Below are 17293 nucleotides of genomic sequence, written 5' to 3' on the forward strand. Positions count from 1 at the left end.
GGTGTGCCACGAGTACGGCCCGGACTCCTTTCAGCGCAGCGAACACATGTATACCGTGACCGCAGCGCAGGCTAGGTACGCCGTGATCGCAGCGTGGTCAGGCACAGAACGAGCGCGCCACCGGCGGAAGGAGTGAGAGAGGTGCGGGCGCCGCGTATACCGGGTGCACCAGAAGGACGGCTCGGTCCGAGTACCCGCGAGCACAGCGAAGACCAAGTACACCCTGGGCACCATGAGCGGGCTGCGGTCACAAGTGCAGCAAGGTGGCGTGACCCAAGAGGGGCACTGGCTGACCCAAGGGCATCGGATGACCCAGGGCATCGGATGACCCAGGGCATCGGATGACCCAGGGCACTGGCTGACCCAAGGACACCGGCTGACCCAGAGCACCGACTGGCACAGGGGCACCGGCTGACCCAAAGAGCACCGGCTGACGCAGGGGCACCGTTTGGCACAGCGCTCCGGCGCGACGCAGAGGCCGACTACGGCCTGCAAGCGTGGCGAAAGCGCTGGGGCAGGTGCGTGCTGTGTGGCTTCACGGTGCGGTGGGGCACGGGTGCGGCGCCGGCTCAGCGTGAGGGCGGCACGGGCCGGCGCGCGACCCGGATGACGGCGCGCCACGGCGAAACCTCGACCAAGCCGTAGGCGGAACCACCAAGAGCACCGCACTACCCGGTCGCGCCCCAGCCAGAGCCGCACCATCCGGCGCGACGGCACAACACGGCCCGAACCCAGCACGACCCAGCACGACCCAGCCCGAACCCAGCCCGAACCCAGCCCGAACCCAGCCCGAACCCAGCCCGAACCCAGCCCGAACCCAGCACGACCCAGCGCGAACCCAGCCCGACATGGCCCGAACCCAGCACGACACGGCCCAGGCCCACGGCACCGCACGAACTCAGCGCCACACAGCGCGAGCCCAGCACCACCCAGGCGCGATACAGCCGGAACGCGGCACGACCAGAAGCGCGGCACGAAGGCAGGCGCACATGCGGCACAGGCCCGGAGCTAAGCACGAACGCGAACGCGATCCGGTCCCAGGCACGATCACGAGCGGGCGCGACGCACGCTGAGCCCGCCCACACCCCACCCCGAACCACCCCCCACAGACACCGCCCCAAGGTGATGGAAAACACCCCGGCCACTGCCTGGTAGGCAGCGGCCGGAGTGACGGCAGCGTCAGGAGAGACGCGTGCGCTGACCGGGGGAACCGGTCAGCGCGAGTACTACCCCGGGGGAGAGCCGAACCTCCGCGCTCCCCCGTTCGCTTCGATCAACGATCCTCGTCGGCCCTACGACGCCACCGTTCCTCGAGCCGATCGAGAAGCGACGACCGATGTCCCCGGCTGCGGTTGCGAGCTTTGGGCTCACTCCCGACGGCGTGCAGTGGCTTCTGCTCGCCGCGACCGGTGTACAGGTAGGACTGGACTCCCAGTACCGCGGCACCGAACATCACCACGAAACCGAGAATCCCCAGCAGCGGCACTCCCCCGGGAGCGATCTTGCTGACCAGGCCGAACACCATGATCGCAACACCAACGAGGAACAGAGCGACCGCGAGCGCACCGCGTCGGACCGCGCGATGCCGAGGGTCGGTCGAGCGCACCTTGTCCGCGAACTTAGGGTCGTCCGCGAGCAAACCGCGCTCGATCTGCTCGAGCAGCCTTTGCTCGTTCTCAGAGAGCGGCACGGCACTCCTCCCCGCTCTTCAGGGCCGCTCCAACCGATCCGGAAGCCCGGACATGGGCGACCGCCGTGGAACGGCCGTTGCGGCTTTCCGACCATGAGTTTACGAGCGGTGCGCGATGTCGGAAAGACAGACGGCCACGCTCGTAGTCGGGGACCGGACAGCCGTCGGTCACAGGCTCGTTTTCACTGCTCCGATACCCGATCACGGCTCCCGTTTTCCTCCTTTTGGACCCGGTTAGGGCCCTTCTGACCAGTTCTTTCCCCGCGATCCGTCGGACGCACCAGCGCCGCCGGACGAACCGCTCCGCTTCCGAACCGGCGGATCGCGGCGTCCACCGCCCGATCCGCCTCGGTCCAGCCGCGGTCCGGCTCGCCGAGGGTCGGCTGCCGAGCGACGGACGACGACGCACCGAGCCCTTCGACACGCACACCGACCAGTCGGATCGGCATGGCAGCCGACAAACCAACATACAATCGCCGCGCTGTGTCGTAGATCTCTTGGGTGCCATCGGTGGGAGACTGGAGCGTCCGCGACCGGTTGACGGTGGAGAAGTCGGCATATCGCACTTTGATCACGACCGTCCTCCCCACTTGCCCGGACGAGCGCAAGCGCGCCGCGGTCTTCTCCGACAGCCGGAGTAGTTCCCGGTTGATGGTGTCCTTATCCGTCTGGTCGACGTCGAACGTCTCCTCTGCCCCGATCGACTTGTCCGCCGTGTCGGGCACGACCGAACGCGGGTCACGCGCCCAGGCGAGCGCATGGAGATGCGCGGCTTGCGCCTCTCCTACTGAACGACGCAGAACACCCGGGGAAAGTTGCGCGAGATCGCCCACTGTCTTGAGACCGAGCCGGTCGAGCTGCTCGGCCGTGCGGTCCCCGACGCCCCAGAGCGCGCCGACCGGCAGCGGATGCAGGAACTCCAGCGCGCCGTCGGCCGGCACGACCAGCAGGCCGTCGGGCTTGCAGCGGGTGGAGGCCAGCTTCGCGATGAACTTGGTGCTGGCCACCCCGACCGAACAGGTGATCTGTTGCTCGTCGTGCACCCGCTCGCGGATCAACTGCCCGATGCGCGCCGGCGAACCGAGCAACCGCCGGGCCCCCGCGACGTCGAGGAACGCCTCGTCCAGGCTGAGCGGCTCGACCAGCGGCGTGACGTCGCGGAAGATGCTCATCACCGCGGCTGAGACCTCGCCGTAGCGGCCGTGCTCGGGCTGGATGTAGACGGCCTGCGGGCACAGCCGGCGCGCCCGGGCCGTCGGCATCGCGCTGCGGACGCCGAACACGCGGGCCTCGTAGCTCGCCGACGACACGACCCCGCGCGGCCCGGTGCCGCCGACCACGACCGGCCGCCCACGCAGCGACGGATCCCGCTGGACCTCGACCGACACGAAGAACGCGTCCATGTCGACGTGCAGGATCGTGCACCCGGTGTCGTCAGCGTCACCGCCCCCGGGACCGACCCGGGGCAGCGACTGGCTCCTACCCACGTCCCGGAGCCTAACGACCGGTTACGACAGAACCGGCTCGCGCCAGCAGGAGTGGCACTTCCAGGTCGGCGGGAGCGATCGAGCCGTGCAGCCCGACCAGGCGGGACTCACGGGGTTCGCGCTCGGTCGCGATCAGCGCGGTGTCGGGTCCGGCGGCGACGATCACGTCGCCGAGCCGCGCGAGCAGCTCCGGCCGCACGGTCGGGCCGAACCACCCCGCGTCGACCGCGGCCTCCCGGGAAAGGACCCACGCCGCGTCCCCGAGGATCGACGTCCAGGCCGCCAGCACGTCGTCGGACGCCCCCGGCACCGTGTAGACGTGCCGCGCCCTGGCCTCGCCGCCGAGCAGCGCCACGCCCTCGGACAGCGCCGGGTCGGCGTCCAGATCGATCCGGACCGACGGGTCCACCATCCCGTGGTCGCCGACGACGATCAGCAGGGCGTCCGGCGGCAGCGCGCCGGCCAGCCGCTCGACCATCCGGTCGGCGACCGCGAGCTCGTGCCGCCAGGCTGCCGACCGCGAGCCGTGGACGTGTCCCGCGTGGTCGACGCTGGAGTAATAGGCGACGGTCAGCGAGCGGGGCTCCTGGGCCACCGCAGCGGCGGTCTCCGCGATCAGCACACCCGGGCTGTCGGCCGGACGGTACTCCGCTCCCCGCCAGACCGCCCGGGTGAGCGGCGACTGCGCGAACGCGGCCGGGCCCACGTGGAACCCGGGGAGCCCGAGCGCGGCCGCCCGCTCGAACACTGTCGGCCGGGGCTGCCACTCCTCCGGCACCGTGACCCGGTCCCAGCGCAGCAGGTTCAGCAGGACGTTCCGCGACGGATCCCGGACCTGGTAGCCGAACATCCCGTGCTCCCCCGGTGGGAGCCCGGTGCCGTAGCCGGCCATGCTCGTCGCGGTCGTGGACGGGAAGCCCACGGTCAGCGGAGGCGCCCCGTCCAGCGACGCGAGGAACGGCGCGTCGGCGGTGTGCGTCCGCAGCAGCGCCGAGCCCAGCCCGTCGACGATCAGGACGCACACCCGGTCGGCGGCGGGCAGGCGCAGCCCCTCGTCGGCTCCGGGGAAGCCGAGTGAACGCACCGCGGCCGGCAGCAGGTCCGCCGCGGACCGCTGACCGTACGCGGGCGCGGCCGGTCTCACCGGCGGGCCAGCACGTGCAGCTGGGTCGCGATGTCGCGGTAGGGCGGCCGCTCGGCGAGCGCGAGCTCCAGGGCCACCAGCGCCTCCTCCGCGTCCGGTTCGACGTCGACGACCGCCCCGGGCACCAGGTCGGCGAGCACGCGCACGCCGTGCCAGCGCTCCGGTACCAGCCCGGCCTTCGTGACCAGCGTCGAGAGAGCGTCCAGGTCGTAGCGGCGCGGTTCGAGGTCGCCGGAGAGCGCCTCCTGGGCCGACGCGAAGTGCCCGGACAGCGCCCTGGCCACCACGGCGGCGACCCGGTTGGCGACCAGCACGCTCGCGCAGCCCCCGGTGCGTAGCACGCCGGCCACCGCGGCCAGGGTGCGCGCCGGGTCGTCGACGACCTCCAGCACGCTGTGGCACAGCACCACGTCCGCGGTGCCGGGCTCGATGAAGCCCGGCAGGTCGTCGGCGTCGCCCTGGTGGGCGGTGATGCGGTCGGCGACGCCCCGCTCGGCGGCCCGGCGCGCCAGCGCGGCGAGCGCGTCGGGGCTCGGGTCGACGACCGTGACCCGGTGGCCGGCCTGGGCCAGCGGCACGGCGAACCCTCCGGTGCCACCACCGGCGTCGACGACGTGCGCGGGACCGCGGCGGTCGAGCTCCGCGTTCAGCACCGCCCACACCACGGCGTAACGCGGACCGGCGTGCGTGCGGGAACGCGGCACAGGGACACCTCCGAGATAGACCTCAGAAAGACCCTAATGCTCAGCGGAAATCCCGGGACGAAGTAGCCACCCGCAGCGGCAGCGGCTCCATCGTCTCGGCGGTCACCCCCACCACTTTCTCGACGTTCTGCAGCCGCCCGCGCACCAGCACCGCGGCCGAACCCCGGGCGATCCGGCGGTACCGCGTCCAAAAGCCCTGCGTGCAGACGACGTTGAGCATGCCGGTCTCGTCCTCGAGGTTGACGAACGTGACCCCGCCCGCGGTGGCCGGCCGCTGCCGATGCGTGATCACACCCCCGACGAGCACCCGCGCCCCGTCCGGCCGGTCCTTCAACGCCGCGATCGGCACGACACCCCGGGCGTCCAGCTGCTCCCGGACGAACTCGGTCGGGTAGCTGTCCGGCGACACCCCGGTCGCCCACACGTCCGCGACCGCTTCCTCCACGTCCGACATCCCGGGCAGCATCGGTGCCTCCACCCCGACCACGATCCCGGCCAGCCGGTCGGGCCGGCCCTGCGCCACCGCACCGGCGGCCCAGAGCGCGGCCCGCCGCGAGAGCCCGAAGCCCTCGAACGCCCCGGCGGTGGCCAGCGCCTCCACCTGCGCGGTGGTGAGCGCGACCCGCTGGGTCAGGTTCGTCATGTCGGTGTACGGGCCGTGTGCCTCGCGCTCGGCGACCAGCCGCGCGGCCAGATCCTCGCCGATCGTGCGCACCGCGGCCAGCCCCAGCCGCACGGCGTGGTCCAGCCGGGGAGCGGCTCCGGGTGAGGGCCAGCCAGAAAAGATGGGATTTATACCTTCTAGGGTCGCTTGTTCAAGGCTCAGGTTCAGGTCCGGCCCCCGCACCGTGACCCCGTGCCGCCGCGCGTCGGCGACCAGGGACTGCGGTGAGTAGAACCCCATCGGCTGGGACGCGAGCAGCGCGGCGCAGAACGCGGCCGGGTAGTACCGCTTGAACCAGGAGCTGTAGAGCACCAGCGCGGCGAAGCTCATCGAGTGGCTCTCCGGGAAGCCGAAGTTCGCGAACGCGGCGAGCTGACCGAAGATCTGATCGGCCAGCTCACCGGTGATGCCGTTCGTGGCCATCCCGGCGTAGAACCGGTCCTTCAGCGCGTCCATCCGCTCCGGTGACCGCTTCGAGCCGATCGCCCGGCGCAGCTGGTCGGCCTCGGCCGCGCTGAACCCCGCCACGTCGACCGCCATCTGCATCAGCTGTTCCTGGAACAGCGGGACGCCGAGCGTCTTGCTCAGCGAGTTCTCCAGCAGCGGATGGGCGTACCGGGCCTTCTCCAGCCCGTTCCGGCGCCGGATGTACGGGTGGACCGAGCCGCCCTGGATCGGGCCGGGCCGGATCAGCGCGACCTCGACGACCAGGTCGTAGAACTTGCGCGGCTTCAGCCGGGGCAGCGTCGCCATCTGCGCGCGACTCTCCACCTGGAACACCCCGACCGAGTCGGCCTCGCAGAGCATCTCGTAGACCGCTTTGTCGTCGAGCGGAATCCGGAACAGGTCGACGTCGACGCCGTGGAAGTCGCGCACGAAGTCGCGGCAGTAGTGCAGCGCGGTGAGCATGCCCAGCCCGAGCAGGTCGAACTTGACCAGGCCGGCGCTGGCGCAGTCGTCCTTGTCCCACTGCAGCACCGTGCGGTTCTCCATCCGGGCCCACTCCACCGGGCAGACCTCGGTGACCGGCCGGTCGCAGAGCACCATGCCACCGGAGTGGATGCCCAGGTGGCGGGGGAAGTGCAGCAGCTGTTCGGCCATCTCGGTGACCGGCGTCGGAATCTCGGCGTCGCCGATCTTCCCCCAGTGCTCCAGCTGCTTGCTCCACGCGTCCTGCTGCCCCGGGGAAAAGCCAAAGGCTTTGGCGACGTCACGAATAGCCGATTTCGGGCGGTAGCTGATCACGTTCGCGACCTGAGCGGCCCGGCGGCGCCCGTACTTCTCGTAGACGTGCTGGATGACCTCCTCCCGGCGACCGGACTCGATGTCGAGGTCGATGTCGGGTGGCCCGTCGCGCTCCGGCGCGAGGAACCGCTCGAACAGCAGCCCGTACTGCACCGCGTCGACGTTCGTGATGCCCAGCGCGTAACAGACCGCGGAGTTCGCGGCCGAGCCCCGGCCCTGGCAGAAGACGTCGTTCTGTTTGCACCAGCTGGTGATCGACTCGACGATCAGGAAGTAGCCGGGGAAGCCGAGCCGCTCGATGACGTCCAACTCGTGCTCGATCTGGTCGTAGGCGTGCGGGAACTCCGCGCGGGAGCCGTACCGGGTCTTTGCGCCTTCGAACGTCAGGTGGCGCAGCCAGCTCATCTCGGTGTGGCCGGGGCCCACCTCGCATGCGGGCAGCTTCGGAGCGATCAGCTGCAGGTCGAACGCGCACTCGGCCGCGATGACGGCGGCGTTCGCGACCGCGCCCGGGTAGCGCGCGAACAGGTGCGCCATCTCCGCGCCGGACCGCAGGTGCGCGGTGGCGGCGGCCGGCAGCCAGCCCTCCATCTCGTCCAGGCTGCGCCGGGCCCGCACCGCGGCCAGTGCGGTGGCGAGCTTGCGCCGCGCCGGGGCGGCGTAGTGGACGTTGTTCGTCGCGACGCACCGCAGGCGGTGCTCGGCCGCGAGCCCGAACAGCACGTCGTTGTGTTCGGAGTCCAGCGGGTTGCCGTGGTCGGTGAGCTCGACGACGACGTTGTCCCGCCCGAAGCGGTCGACGAGTCGCGCCAGCGCCGCTCCCGGGTCCCGGGCACTGCGCACCGCGCCCTTGCGGCAGCCGGTGAGGATCAGCCAGTGACCGTCGGCGGCGTCGGCCAGCTCGTCGAGCCGGTAGACCGGCTTTCCCTTCTCCTTCCCGCGCAGGTGCGCCTCGCTCATCACCGAACAGAGCGCGTGGTAGCCGGCCGGGTCGCGCGCGAGCACCAGCAGATGTTCACCCTCCGGGTCGGCGACGCCGTTCTGCGGCCCCGACAGCCCCAGGCTCAGCTCGGCACCGAACACCGTGGCCAGGCCGTGCGCGGCGGCCGCCTCGGCGAACCGGACGACCCCGTACATCCCGTCGTGGTCGGTGAGCGCGAGGCCGGTCAGGCCCAGCCGGACGGCCTCCTCCACCAGCTCCTCCGGGTGGCTCGCGCCGTCGAGGAAGCTGAAGTTGGAGTGGCAGTGCAGCTCGGCGTACGGGATGGTCCTGCGGGGCTTCGGTGCCGCCGGAGCTTCGTACGCCGCACGCTTGCGTGACCAGCCGGGCGCATCGCCGCCGTCGGGGATCTCGCCGGAGAGCGCCCGCTCCAGCTCCTTCCACGGCAGTACCGGGTTGTCGAATCCCATGTCAGTCGTACACCCCCGCCAGCAGCCAGGAGCCGCTCTCCAGCGCCAGCAGGAACGCCGACGGTTCCTCCCCGTCGAGCACCACCTGCATCCAGGCCCGCCGCCGGGCCTGCACCGGGCTCCACCAGCGCTCGTCGGCCGGCCAGGGACCGGCCCAGGCCAGCACGCTGCGCCCCGGGCCGTTGCCCAGGCTCACCCGGGCCGGGAGGCCGGTGAGCGCGTGACGGCCGGTGACGCCGACCGCCTCGCCGTCAGGCCCGACGACGCTGACCGGCGGCGACGAAGAAGGCACCGTGGCCGGAGCAGGCGGGGGGAGTTGCCCCGGCCACGGTGGTTCGAGGGGCAGCGACGGCTCCCGCGCGTCGCGCCAGGCGACGTACCGGACCCGGCTCTCCGGGTCGCGGCCGCCGCCGAGGACCGGCGTCACCACGGCTTCCGGGCCGAGCAGGCCCTGCACACGGGTCAGCGCCCGGTGCGCACGCTCGTCGTCGGCGCCGGTGTCGCCCCAGAGGCCCAGCTGGGCGCCGCCGTGCTCGACGACGTCCTCCGGGGCCAGCCGCACCAGGGTGACGCCCGCGGTCGGACGGTCCTCGCGGGCCCGGCCGGTCAGCCACCCGTCGAGCTGCCAGCGGACCCGGTCGGCGATGTCACCGACGCCCAGGACACCGTCGTGCCGCCAGGTGCGGCTCAGCTCCTCGCCGTTGGCGGTGACCGCTTCGATCACCAGCCGGGTGCAGGCCAGCCCGTGCGTGGCGAGCCTTTCGGCGAACTCCTCGGCGAGCGTCCGGGCGACGAACGCGACCGTGTCGACCCGCTCGGCCGGCGGATCGATCTCCCGGCGGGCCGAGAGGTCGACCGGCGGGAGGCGGGCCACCAGAGGACGGGGTTCGAGGCCACGGGCCAGCCGGTGGGCGGCGGCACCGTCGGGCCCGAAGCGGGCCAGCACGTCCTGGGCCGGAAGGGCGGCGAACGCGCCGACGGTGCGGATGCCGAGGCGTCGCATCAGGCTGACGAGGTCGAGGTGGTCTCCGGTCGTGAGGCCGGATGAGGCGAGGACCGCGAGGTCGAGCGGGGCGAGGAACGCCGGCGTGTCGCCCGGCGGCACGATACCGCCGTGGCGGGCGGCCAGCGCGGCCGCGAAGACCCCCTCGGCGATGCCGACCGCGGTTTCCACCCCGGTCTGCGCGGCGACCGTGTCGACGACCCGCTCGGCGACGGCCGGCTCGGACCCGAAGTAGCGAGCCGGCCCCCGCACCCGAAAAGCACACAGGCCCGGACGCACGATCTCGACGCCCGGCGACAACTCCTCGATCGCCGCGACCACCGGCTCGAAGGCCCGCGCGTCCCGATCGGGATCGTCGTCGAGCAGCACGAGCTCAGGACAGAGCGCCTGCGCATCACGGCGACGCTGACCGCGGCGAACACCGTCCGCGCGGGCCACCTCGGAGCAGGCCACCACCCGGTTCGCGGCCAGCACCGCGATCGGCAGATGCAACGGAACATCAGCGCTCACCGCCGCCGCGACCACCGGCCAGTCCGGCGCCCAGACCGCCGCCACCCGAGCCGGCCCCCGCTTACTCCGAGCCCGCTCCCCCGCCGCCGACCTCTCCGCCGCCGACCTCTCTGCCGCCGACCTCTCTGCCGCCGAGTTTTCTGCCGTCGGTCTACCTACCGCCGGGCTACCTACCGCCGAGTTTTCTGCCGCGGAGTTTTCTGCCGCTGGGCTGCCAGCCGCTGCACTCTCTGCCGTAGCGCTCCCCACCGCCGGACTTCCCGCCGCCGGACTCCCTGCGGCAACGCTCTCCGCCGCGATGGCCAACACATTGGTCGCCACAGTGCACTTCGCCGTAGCGGCATCCGCCGCAGTGGTCTCCGCCGCTGGACTCCCGGCCGCTGGGCTCTCCGTTGCTGCGCCTCGCGCCGCCGGGCTTTTCGCTGCGGTGGCCACCGCGATGGTTTCCGCCGCAGTGGTCTCCGCCGCCGGGCTCCCTACCGAAGAGCTCCCCGCCGCGGTGCTCTCTGCCCCGCTGTCCGCCGGAGTGCTCTCTGCCGCACCAGCCATCGCCGCGATGCTCGCCACTGGGTTCACCACCGCTAGGCTCCCCGCCCCGGTGGCCACCACGATGGTTTCCGCCGCGCCGGGCGCCGCAGAGGTCTTCGCCGCGTCGGGCGCCGCAGAGGTCTTCGCCGCGTCGGGCGCCGCAGAGGTCTTCGCCGCGCCGGGCGCCGCAGAGGTCTTCGCCGCGCCGGGCGCCGCAGAGGTCTTCGCCGCGTCGGGCGCCGCAGAGGTCTTCGCCGCGTCGGGCGCTGCGGTGGTCTTCGCTGGGCTGGACGCTGTGGTTGTCGCCTCGGGGTCGGGGCCTGATGGGCTGGTCATCTCGCCTCCGGGGCTGCTCGGAGGGCCGACCTGGGCTTCCGCGCCGAGGGCTGGGGCAACGCGGAGGCGGGCATCAGGCCGGGCAGGTCAGGCAGCACCGCCCGGATTCGCACTGCCGGGGCCCGACGCTCCGCACCCGATCGCTCGGCCGCGGCACCTGAGCGCCGTTCGACGGCAGCACTCGACCGGCGCTCAACGGCAGCACCCGGCCGCCGCTCAACGGCAACACCTGGCCGCCGCTCAGCCGCAGCACCCGATCGCCGGTCGGCCGCAACGCCCGGCTGATGCTCGGCGGCGGCACCCGATCGGCGCTCAACGGCAGCACCCGGCTGCCGAGTGGCAGCAGCTGATTGTTGGGCGGCAGGGCCTAGGGCGACTGGCCCCAATGCGCCCGGCTCCAGCACGACGGACCCCAGGGCGGCCGGCTCCAGGACAGCCCGCTCCTGAACAGCTGGCCCTGGTGCGGCGGGATTCAAGGCCACAGGCTCCAGGGCCACCAGCCCTGAGACGGTGGGATTCAAAGCGGCGGATTCCAGCGCGACAGGCTCCAGCGCGACAGGCTCCAGCGCCACCGGCTCCAGCGCCACCGGCTCCAGGGCGGCTTGGTCTGGGGCGGCGGGTCGCAAGGGGGTGGGTGCGGGGAGGTGGGGATGGGTGAGCGGTGTCCGGTTCGGTTGAGGGGCATCCAGCGGGACCGGGTGGAGGGGGCGAACTGGAGTAGTGGGGTGGAAGGGGGCTATCCGGCCTTCGGGGGTGGGGAGCAGGACCACTACGTGGCGGGGGCGGGATGCGCTGCCTCGGCCCTCGGCGATGACGGTTACCCGGCGTTGGCGCAGGCGTCCGTCGCCGCGGCCGGCGCCTTGCCAGAGTGCGTCGGTGAGGGAGAGCCGCAGGTCGGCGCTCGGCCAGGATCCGATTCCGACCAGCACCGCGCCGCGCTGTCGTGCCCTTGCCGTGAGGCGGCGTACCTCGGCCAGCCCGAGGCCGCGGGGGTCGCCGACGACGACCAGGTCGAATCCGTCGAGCAGTGCGCCGACCACTCCGGCCGGGTCGGGGCCGGGGTCGCGCACCAGCGCCAGCCGGTCGACGGTGACGCCCGCCTCGGCCGCTGCCACCACGCCGAAGGCCGGTAGGCCCACCACCGCGCACCATGATCCGGCGCTCGAGACCGCGGCCAGGAGTGCGACCAGCAGGCTGCTCGAACGACCGACCGCAAGGGTGGAGCCTCGCGCCAGGCCTCCGGCCGGGAACAGGGTCAGTAGCGGCTCCGGTGCCGGTAGCAGGTCGGTGACCTGGTGCTTCTCGGTCAGCGTCGAGGCTGAGCGGACCGTCTCGACCAACGCGGCTCGCGCCGCTGCTTTCCCGCTCACCGCGCCTCACCTGCCGCCGGCAGGCTGCCTTCACCCGCCGTGGACGGGCGACCGCCGACCACCGCAGCCGACCCGTCGCCAGCTGCTGCGACCGGCCCGTCGCCGACTGCTATGACCGGCTCGCGGCCGGTCGCCGCGGATGACTCGATGCCCTCCGCCGTGGCCGGCTCGCTGCCGACCGTTCGGCTTGGCCGTGCTCTCCCCCGTCGCGCATCCATCGCGCCACGCCCCCTGATTTTCGCCCGCACTGCCACCCGGAACCGGCGACGCCGGTAGATCACACACGCCCGGCCGGCGAACCGGCCACGCTTCACCTCACGCCGAGCACCTGACCGGCCGAAACGGCCGGAACAACCACACCGACCGGAACAACCACCGGCCTGCCTCACGCCGAGCCCCGACCCACCAGGCCGCCACCGCCACCGCCACCGCCAGCAAAGCCCGCCCAGCCGCCAGACCAACCGATCCGATCCGATCCGGCCAACCGATCCGGCCCGGCCCGGCCGATCCGGCCCAACCGATCCCGGCCCGGGCCAGCCCGGCCAACCCACTCGATCAACCCGCGCGGGGAGTTTCGGCGGGTAGCTGGGCCGGGAGGCCGAGCATGGTTTCGACGAGCGTGCAGAAGCGCTCGGCGTCGCGGAGCAGATCGTCGGCCTCCCGGGCGGTGGCCGCCCGGGGCAGACCGGCCTCCGCCGCCGCTCTCTTCACCGCCGCGGTGGCGAAGAACGCCGCCCACTCGCCCATCTCGGGGGCCACCTGGGTGAGCAGCACCCACACGCTCGTCGGCCGCGAGCGCGGGCGGCGCACGCCGGGGGGCAGCGGCCGGGCCCGGACCGCGAGCACCGCCGCGGCGGCACGCAGCGCGGCCAGATGCGCGGTGGCGTAGCGGGGGCCCGGCGACCGGGTGACCGCGGCCTCGCCCAGCCCGTGGCGGGCCAGCGCGAGCAGTTCACGCGGCGTGCGGTGCGGTAGCGCGGAGGCCGGCACCGAGACCGGCATGCCGCCGGACGCGTCGCCGACGGACGTCGAAGGCCGGATCGTGACGGGCACCGGGTAAGTCATTGTTCCTCCTCGAGGATGTCGATCCTGGTGACGGTCCAGCGACCGACCGCCCAGTCGAAGCTCAGGTCGAAAACACCAGCGAGCACAGGCGCCGGCCGGGACGAACTCTTGTCGGCCTCGGATGTCCCCGCGGGCGGGACACCGCCCGCGAAGGAAGGACTGGCGCTCACCCGCCAGACCTCCTCGTCGGGAGGGCTGGTGGCAGCGGGTTCGGAGAGCTCCGCGGCGCGAGAAGCGCGCCGGGCCTCCAGCTCGTCCACCACGGGAGGGGAAGGAGGGAGATCGGGGCGCGTGGAGGAGCCGGGCCGGGGCGAGTGGCGAATGCGGTGATGCGTGAGCACCACCCGCACCCGATGGATCTGACCGTTCCAGTGGAACTCCACCGGAGCGTCCGCGCCGGCACCACGCCGGACCTCGGTCTCCTCGGCCACCGTTTCCCCTCCACGCCGTACCGCCGGGTGCCCGGACGGACACCCGGCGCCGCTCGAGGGGAAGGTGAGCGGCGCCACCGGCTCGGGCAAGGCGCTTCCCCTCGCCTTACCCGAGCCGGCAGCAGCCTTCACCGCCGGTAGAAAGGGTCGATCCACCGGCGGTGAAGGTTTCCGGAGGCGGGTCGCGACACCCGCTCCGGAGTGTTCGAACGAGTGTTCGAACCAGCCCAACAGTAACCCCGCCCCGGGCCCGGCGCAACGCCGACGCACGGCTCGGCCACCACGAGGCAAGATGTTCGGGTGAACACCGTTGATCGCCGCCGTCTCGCCGACCTGACCAGCCGCGAAAGAGCCCGGTTCGCCGAAGCGAACCCGCGCTCGGCGTCGGCCTACGCAAACGGAAAGCACCTGTTCGGCCGCACCCCGATGACCTGGATGGCCAAGCAGGCGGGTGGGTTTCCGCTCTATCTCGCGACCGCCCGCGGGGCACGCGTCACCGACCTGGACGGGCACACGTACATCGACCTCTGCCTGGGCGACACCGGCGCGATGGCCGGGCACTCCCCCGCCCCGGTCGTCGAGGCCATCCGACGTCGTACGGCCGACGAGGGCGGTCTCACCGCCATGCTGCCCACCGAGGACGCCGAGTGGGTCGGCGCGGAGCTGACCCGGCGCTTCGGGCTCCCGCAGTGGAGCCTGTCGCTGACCGCCACCGACGCCAACCGGTGGGCGATCCGGCTCGCCCGCGCCATCACCGGCAAGCCGAAGATCCTGGTCAACAGCTACTGCTACCACGGCAGCGTCGACGAGTCGCTGATCGTGGTCGGGGCGGACAAAGAGCCCCAGGTCCGCGACGGCAACGTCGGTGCCCCGGTCGACACCCGGGTCACCAGCCGGGTCGCCGAGTACAACGACCTCGAGGGCCTGGAAACCGAACTCGCCCACGGCGACGTCGCCGCGGTGCTGATGGAGCCCGCGCTCACCAACATCGGCATCGTGCTGCCCGAGCCCGGCTATCTGCACGGAGTCCGCGAGATGACCCGCAGGTACGGCGTGCTCCTGATCAACGACGAGACCCACACGTTCTCGGCCGGCCCCGGCGGCTGCACGAAAGAATGGAACCTCGAGCCCGACGTCCTGACGATCGGCAAAGCGATCGGCGGCGGCGTGCCGGTCGGCGCCTACGGCCTCTCGGAAGAGGTCAGCGCACGCATCGAGGCCCGCACGGACCTCGACCTCATCGACATGGGCGGCGTCGGCGGCACGCTGGCCGGCAACGCGCTCTCGGTCGCGGCCACCAGGGCCACCCTCGAGCACGTCCTCACCGACGAAGCGTTCGAGACGATGACCGAACTCGGCACCCACCTGGCCGAGGGCACCCGGAAAGCCATCGAGGGCATGCCCTGGTCGGTCACCCAGCTCGGCGCCCGCGCCGAGTACCGCTTCGCCGACCCCGCCCCGCGCACCGGCGGCGAATCACACGCGGCCGGCGACGCCGAACTCGACGACTACCTGCACGTCTACGCGGCCAACCGAGGCATCCTGCTCACGCCGTTCCACAACATGGCCCTGGTCTGCCCGGACACCACCCGAGCCGATGTCGACGCCCACCTCGAGGTGCTGCACCAAGCGGTCACGGAGCTAGAACAGAACGGTTGAGAACGTTCCCACCTGGGTGAAGCCGCAGCGCTGATAAACGGTGCGGGCGGCGTGGTTGAAGTCGTTCACGTAGAGGCTGACGATCGGCGCGACGGTGCGGAGCGTGTCGGCGACCACGGCGGCCATCGCCGCCGTGGCCACGCCCGTCCCGCGCCGCTCCGGGTGCACCCAGACGCCCTGTACCTGCGCGACCCGGTTGCTGACCGCGCCGAGCTCGGCCTTGAACACGACCTGGCCGTTCTCCATCCGCAGATACGAACGCCCGGCTCGCACCAGCTCGGCGACCCGGGCGCGGTAGGCGACCCCGCCGTCCCACTCGACCGGCGAGACGCCGATCTCCTCGGTGTACATCGCGATGCACGCCGGCAGCAGCGCGTCGAAGTCACGCATGTCCGCGCGCCGCACCCACGGGTCCGGCGCGACCGGAGGCAGCGCCGACGTGGCCAGCAGCGGCTGGGAGGCACGCACCTCGCGGGGCTGGCCCCAATCGCCCACCAGGTCGTCCCAGAGCGGCAGAACCGCTTTGTCGGGCCCGACGATCGACGAGCAGACCCGCCCCTGCTCCCGGGCGACGTCGGCGAACGCCCGTACCGCGTCGGGTTCGGTGGTCAGCGGCACCAGGTTCGCGCCGGAGTAGCACAGGCCCTCGACGGCACCGTCGAGCGTGTAGCCCCAGAGCTGGGCTCCGAGCCTCCAGCGCGAGATCCCGTGCGTGCCGATCCGGGCCGCGACGAACACGCTCGCGACCGGATCAGCGTCCAACAGCTCTTCGACCTCGGTGCGGTCGGCGTCCCGCAGGACCCGGACCGGCCTGGTCGTCAGCACGAGGCACTCACGCTTCCCAGCCTGCCACGGACTACCCGGCAGGCCAAAGCTCTCAGTGCACCTCGACCGTAGGTGCGAGTCCGCGCAGTTCCTCGGGCAACTCGGCGCCCATCTCTTCGGCCAGCCGGAGCGCCTCTTCGATGAGCGTCTCGACGATCTGCGACTCCGGCACGGTCTTGATGACCTGGCCCTTGACGAAGATCTGGCCCTTGCCGTTGCCGGACGCGACGCCCAGGTCGGCCTCGCGGGCCTCGCCGGGGCCGTTGACGACGCAGCCCATGACCGCGACGCGCAGCGGCACCGGCAGCCCTTCCAGACCGGCCGTGACTTCCTCGGCCAGCGTGTAGACGTCGACCTGAGCGCGGCCGCAGGACGGGCAGGAGACGATCTCCAGCCCGCGCTCGCGCAGGCCGAGCGACTCCAGGATCTGGTTGCCGACCTTCACCTCTTCGACCGGCGGGGCCGACAGCGACACCCGGATCGTGTCGCCGATGCCCTCGGCCAGCAGGGCGCCGAACGCGACCGACGACTTGATCGTGCCCTGGAACGCCGGGCCGGCCTCGGTGACGCCCAGGTGCAGCGGGTAGTCGCAGGCGCGGGCCAGCTGGCGGTAGGCGTTGATCATCACGACCGGGTCGTTGTGCTTGACCGAGATCTTGATGTCGCGGAAGCCGTGCTCCTCGAACAGCGAGCACTCCCACAGCGCGCTCTCGACGAGCGCCTCGGGCGTCGGCCGGCCGTACTTCTGCAGCAGCCGCTTGTCGAGCGAGCCGGCGTTGACCCCGATCCGGATCGGCACCCCGGCGTCGGAGGCCGCCCGCGCGATCTCCTTGACCTTGTCGTCGAACTGCTTGATGTTGCCCGGGTTGACGCGCACCGCGGCGCAGCCGGCGTCGATCGCCGCGAAGACGTACTTCGGCTGGAAGTGGATGTCGGCGATGACCGGGATCGGGCTCTTCTTCGCGATGGCCGGCAGCGCCTCGGCGTCGTCCTGGCTGGGGACGGCCACCCGGACGATCTGGCAGCCGGACGCGGTCAGCTCCGCGATCTGCTGCAGCGTCCGGTTGATGTCCGAGGTCGGCGTGGTGGTCATCGACTGGACGCTGACCGGGGCGTCACCGCCGACCGGCACGCTGCCGACCATGATCTGCCGGGACACGCGTCGTTCGGTGAGCTTGAGAGCGGGGGGACGGGGCAAGCCGAGCGAGACGGCGGTCACAGC

13 protein-coding genes are annotated in these 17293 nt (G+C 72.2%); 2 read left to right on the top strand and 11 right to left on the bottom strand.

The window, feature by feature from the left end; all coding sequences use genetic code 11:
- Positions 1 to 1273: 1273 nt before the first annotated feature.
- The 7 genes from CRYAR_RS32695 to CRYAR_RS32725 form a co-directional block, all read right to left on the bottom strand.
- Positions 1274 to 1690 (bottom strand): DUF3040 domain-containing protein, encoded by a 417-nt coding sequence (locus CRYAR_RS32695; protein WP_035857072.1) that lies wholly within the window; start codon positions 1688 to 1690, stop codon positions 1274 to 1276.
- A gap of 182 nt (positions 1691 to 1872) precedes the next feature.
- Positions 1873 to 3177 (bottom strand): DNA polymerase IV, encoded by a 1305-nt coding sequence (locus CRYAR_RS32700; protein WP_051571250.1) that lies wholly within the window; start codon positions 3175 to 3177, stop codon positions 1873 to 1875.
- Between the two features lie 10 nt (positions 3178 to 3187).
- Positions 3188 to 4321: an alkaline phosphatase family protein gene (locus tag CRYAR_RS32705; protein WP_035857073.1), complete on the bottom strand. Its 1134-nt coding sequence runs from the start codon at positions 4319 to 4321 to the stop codon at positions 3188 to 3190.
- A complete protein-coding gene (locus CRYAR_RS32710; RefSeq protein WP_035857074.1) occupies positions 4318 to 5025 on the bottom strand; it encodes a class I SAM-dependent methyltransferase in 708 nt (235 codons plus the stop codon). The genes CRYAR_RS32705 and CRYAR_RS32710 overlap by 4 nt, the downstream gene beginning before the upstream one ends.
- Before the next feature lie 40 nt (positions 5026 to 5065).
- The gene (locus CRYAR_RS32715) at positions 5066 to 8344 is read right to left on the bottom strand and encodes an error-prone DNA polymerase (protein ID WP_035857075.1); all 3279 of its coding nucleotides are present in this window, start codon (positions 8342 to 8344) and stop codon (positions 5066 to 5068) included.
- A 1-nt stretch (position 8345) separates the two neighbouring features.
- A complete protein-coding gene (locus CRYAR_RS32720; protein ID WP_035857076.1) occupies positions 8346 to 9902 on the bottom strand; it encodes a DNA polymerase Y family protein in 1557 nt (518 codons plus the stop codon).
- An 892-nt stretch (positions 9903 to 10794) separates the two neighbouring features.
- Complete coding sequence (locus CRYAR_RS32725) at positions 10795 to 11037, bottom strand: hypothetical protein (protein WP_157018260.1); 243 nt, start codon at positions 11035 to 11037, stop codon at positions 10795 to 10797.
- A 409-nt stretch (positions 11038 to 11446) separates the two neighbouring features.
- On the opposite strand from CRYAR_RS32725, the gene CRYAR_RS47685 reads away from it, so the two are divergent.
- Positions 11447 to 11854, top strand: a complete 408-nt coding sequence (locus tag CRYAR_RS47685) for a hypothetical protein (protein WP_157018262.1) — start codon at positions 11447 to 11449, stop codon at positions 11852 to 11854.
- A 792-nt stretch (positions 11855 to 12646) separates the two neighbouring features.
- Here the strand turns inward: CRYAR_RS47685 and CRYAR_RS32735 are convergent.
- Together CRYAR_RS32735 and CRYAR_RS32740 are read right to left on the bottom strand one after the other, a co-directional pair.
- Positions 12647 to 13093 (bottom strand): SAV_6107 family HEPN domain-containing protein, encoded by a 447-nt coding sequence (locus CRYAR_RS32735; protein ID WP_035868615.1) that lies wholly within the window; start codon positions 13091 to 13093, stop codon positions 12647 to 12649.
- 59 nt (positions 13094 to 13152) lie between these two features.
- Positions 13153 to 13587, bottom strand: a complete 435-nt coding sequence (locus CRYAR_RS32740) for a hypothetical protein (RefSeq protein ID WP_035857079.1) — start codon at positions 13585 to 13587, stop codon at positions 13153 to 13155.
- Positions 13588 to 13887: 300 nt separating this feature from the next.
- Here CRYAR_RS32740 and CRYAR_RS32745 point away from each other — a divergent pair, with 300 nt between their 5' ends.
- Positions 13888 to 15246 carry a transaminase gene (locus CRYAR_RS32745; protein WP_051571251.1) on the top strand — a complete coding sequence of 453 codons (1359 nt, stop codon included), beginning with the start codon at positions 13888 to 13890 and terminating at the stop codon, positions 15244 to 15246.
- Here CRYAR_RS32745 and CRYAR_RS32750 read toward each other — a convergent pair.
- The gene (locus tag CRYAR_RS32750; protein WP_035857080.1) at positions 15229 to 16071 is read right to left on the bottom strand and encodes a GNAT family N-acetyltransferase; all 843 of its coding nucleotides are present in this window, start codon (positions 16069 to 16071) and stop codon (positions 15229 to 15231) included. The two genes, CRYAR_RS32745 and CRYAR_RS32750, sit on opposite strands and share 18 nt — an antisense overlap.
- A gap of 52 nt (positions 16072 to 16123) precedes the next feature.
- Positions 16124 to 17290, bottom strand: coding sequence for a flavodoxin-dependent (E)-4-hydroxy-3-methylbut-2-enyl-diphosphate synthase (gene ispG, locus CRYAR_RS32755; RefSeq protein ID WP_035857081.1), 1167 nt, complete (start codon positions 17288 to 17290; stop codon positions 16124 to 16126).
- Positions 17291 to 17293: the final 3 nt, after the last annotated feature.

Source organism: Cryptosporangium arvum DSM 44712 (assembly GCF_000585375.1).
Lineage (GTDB): Bacteria > Actinomycetota > Actinomycetes > Mycobacteriales > Cryptosporangiaceae > Cryptosporangium > Cryptosporangium arvum.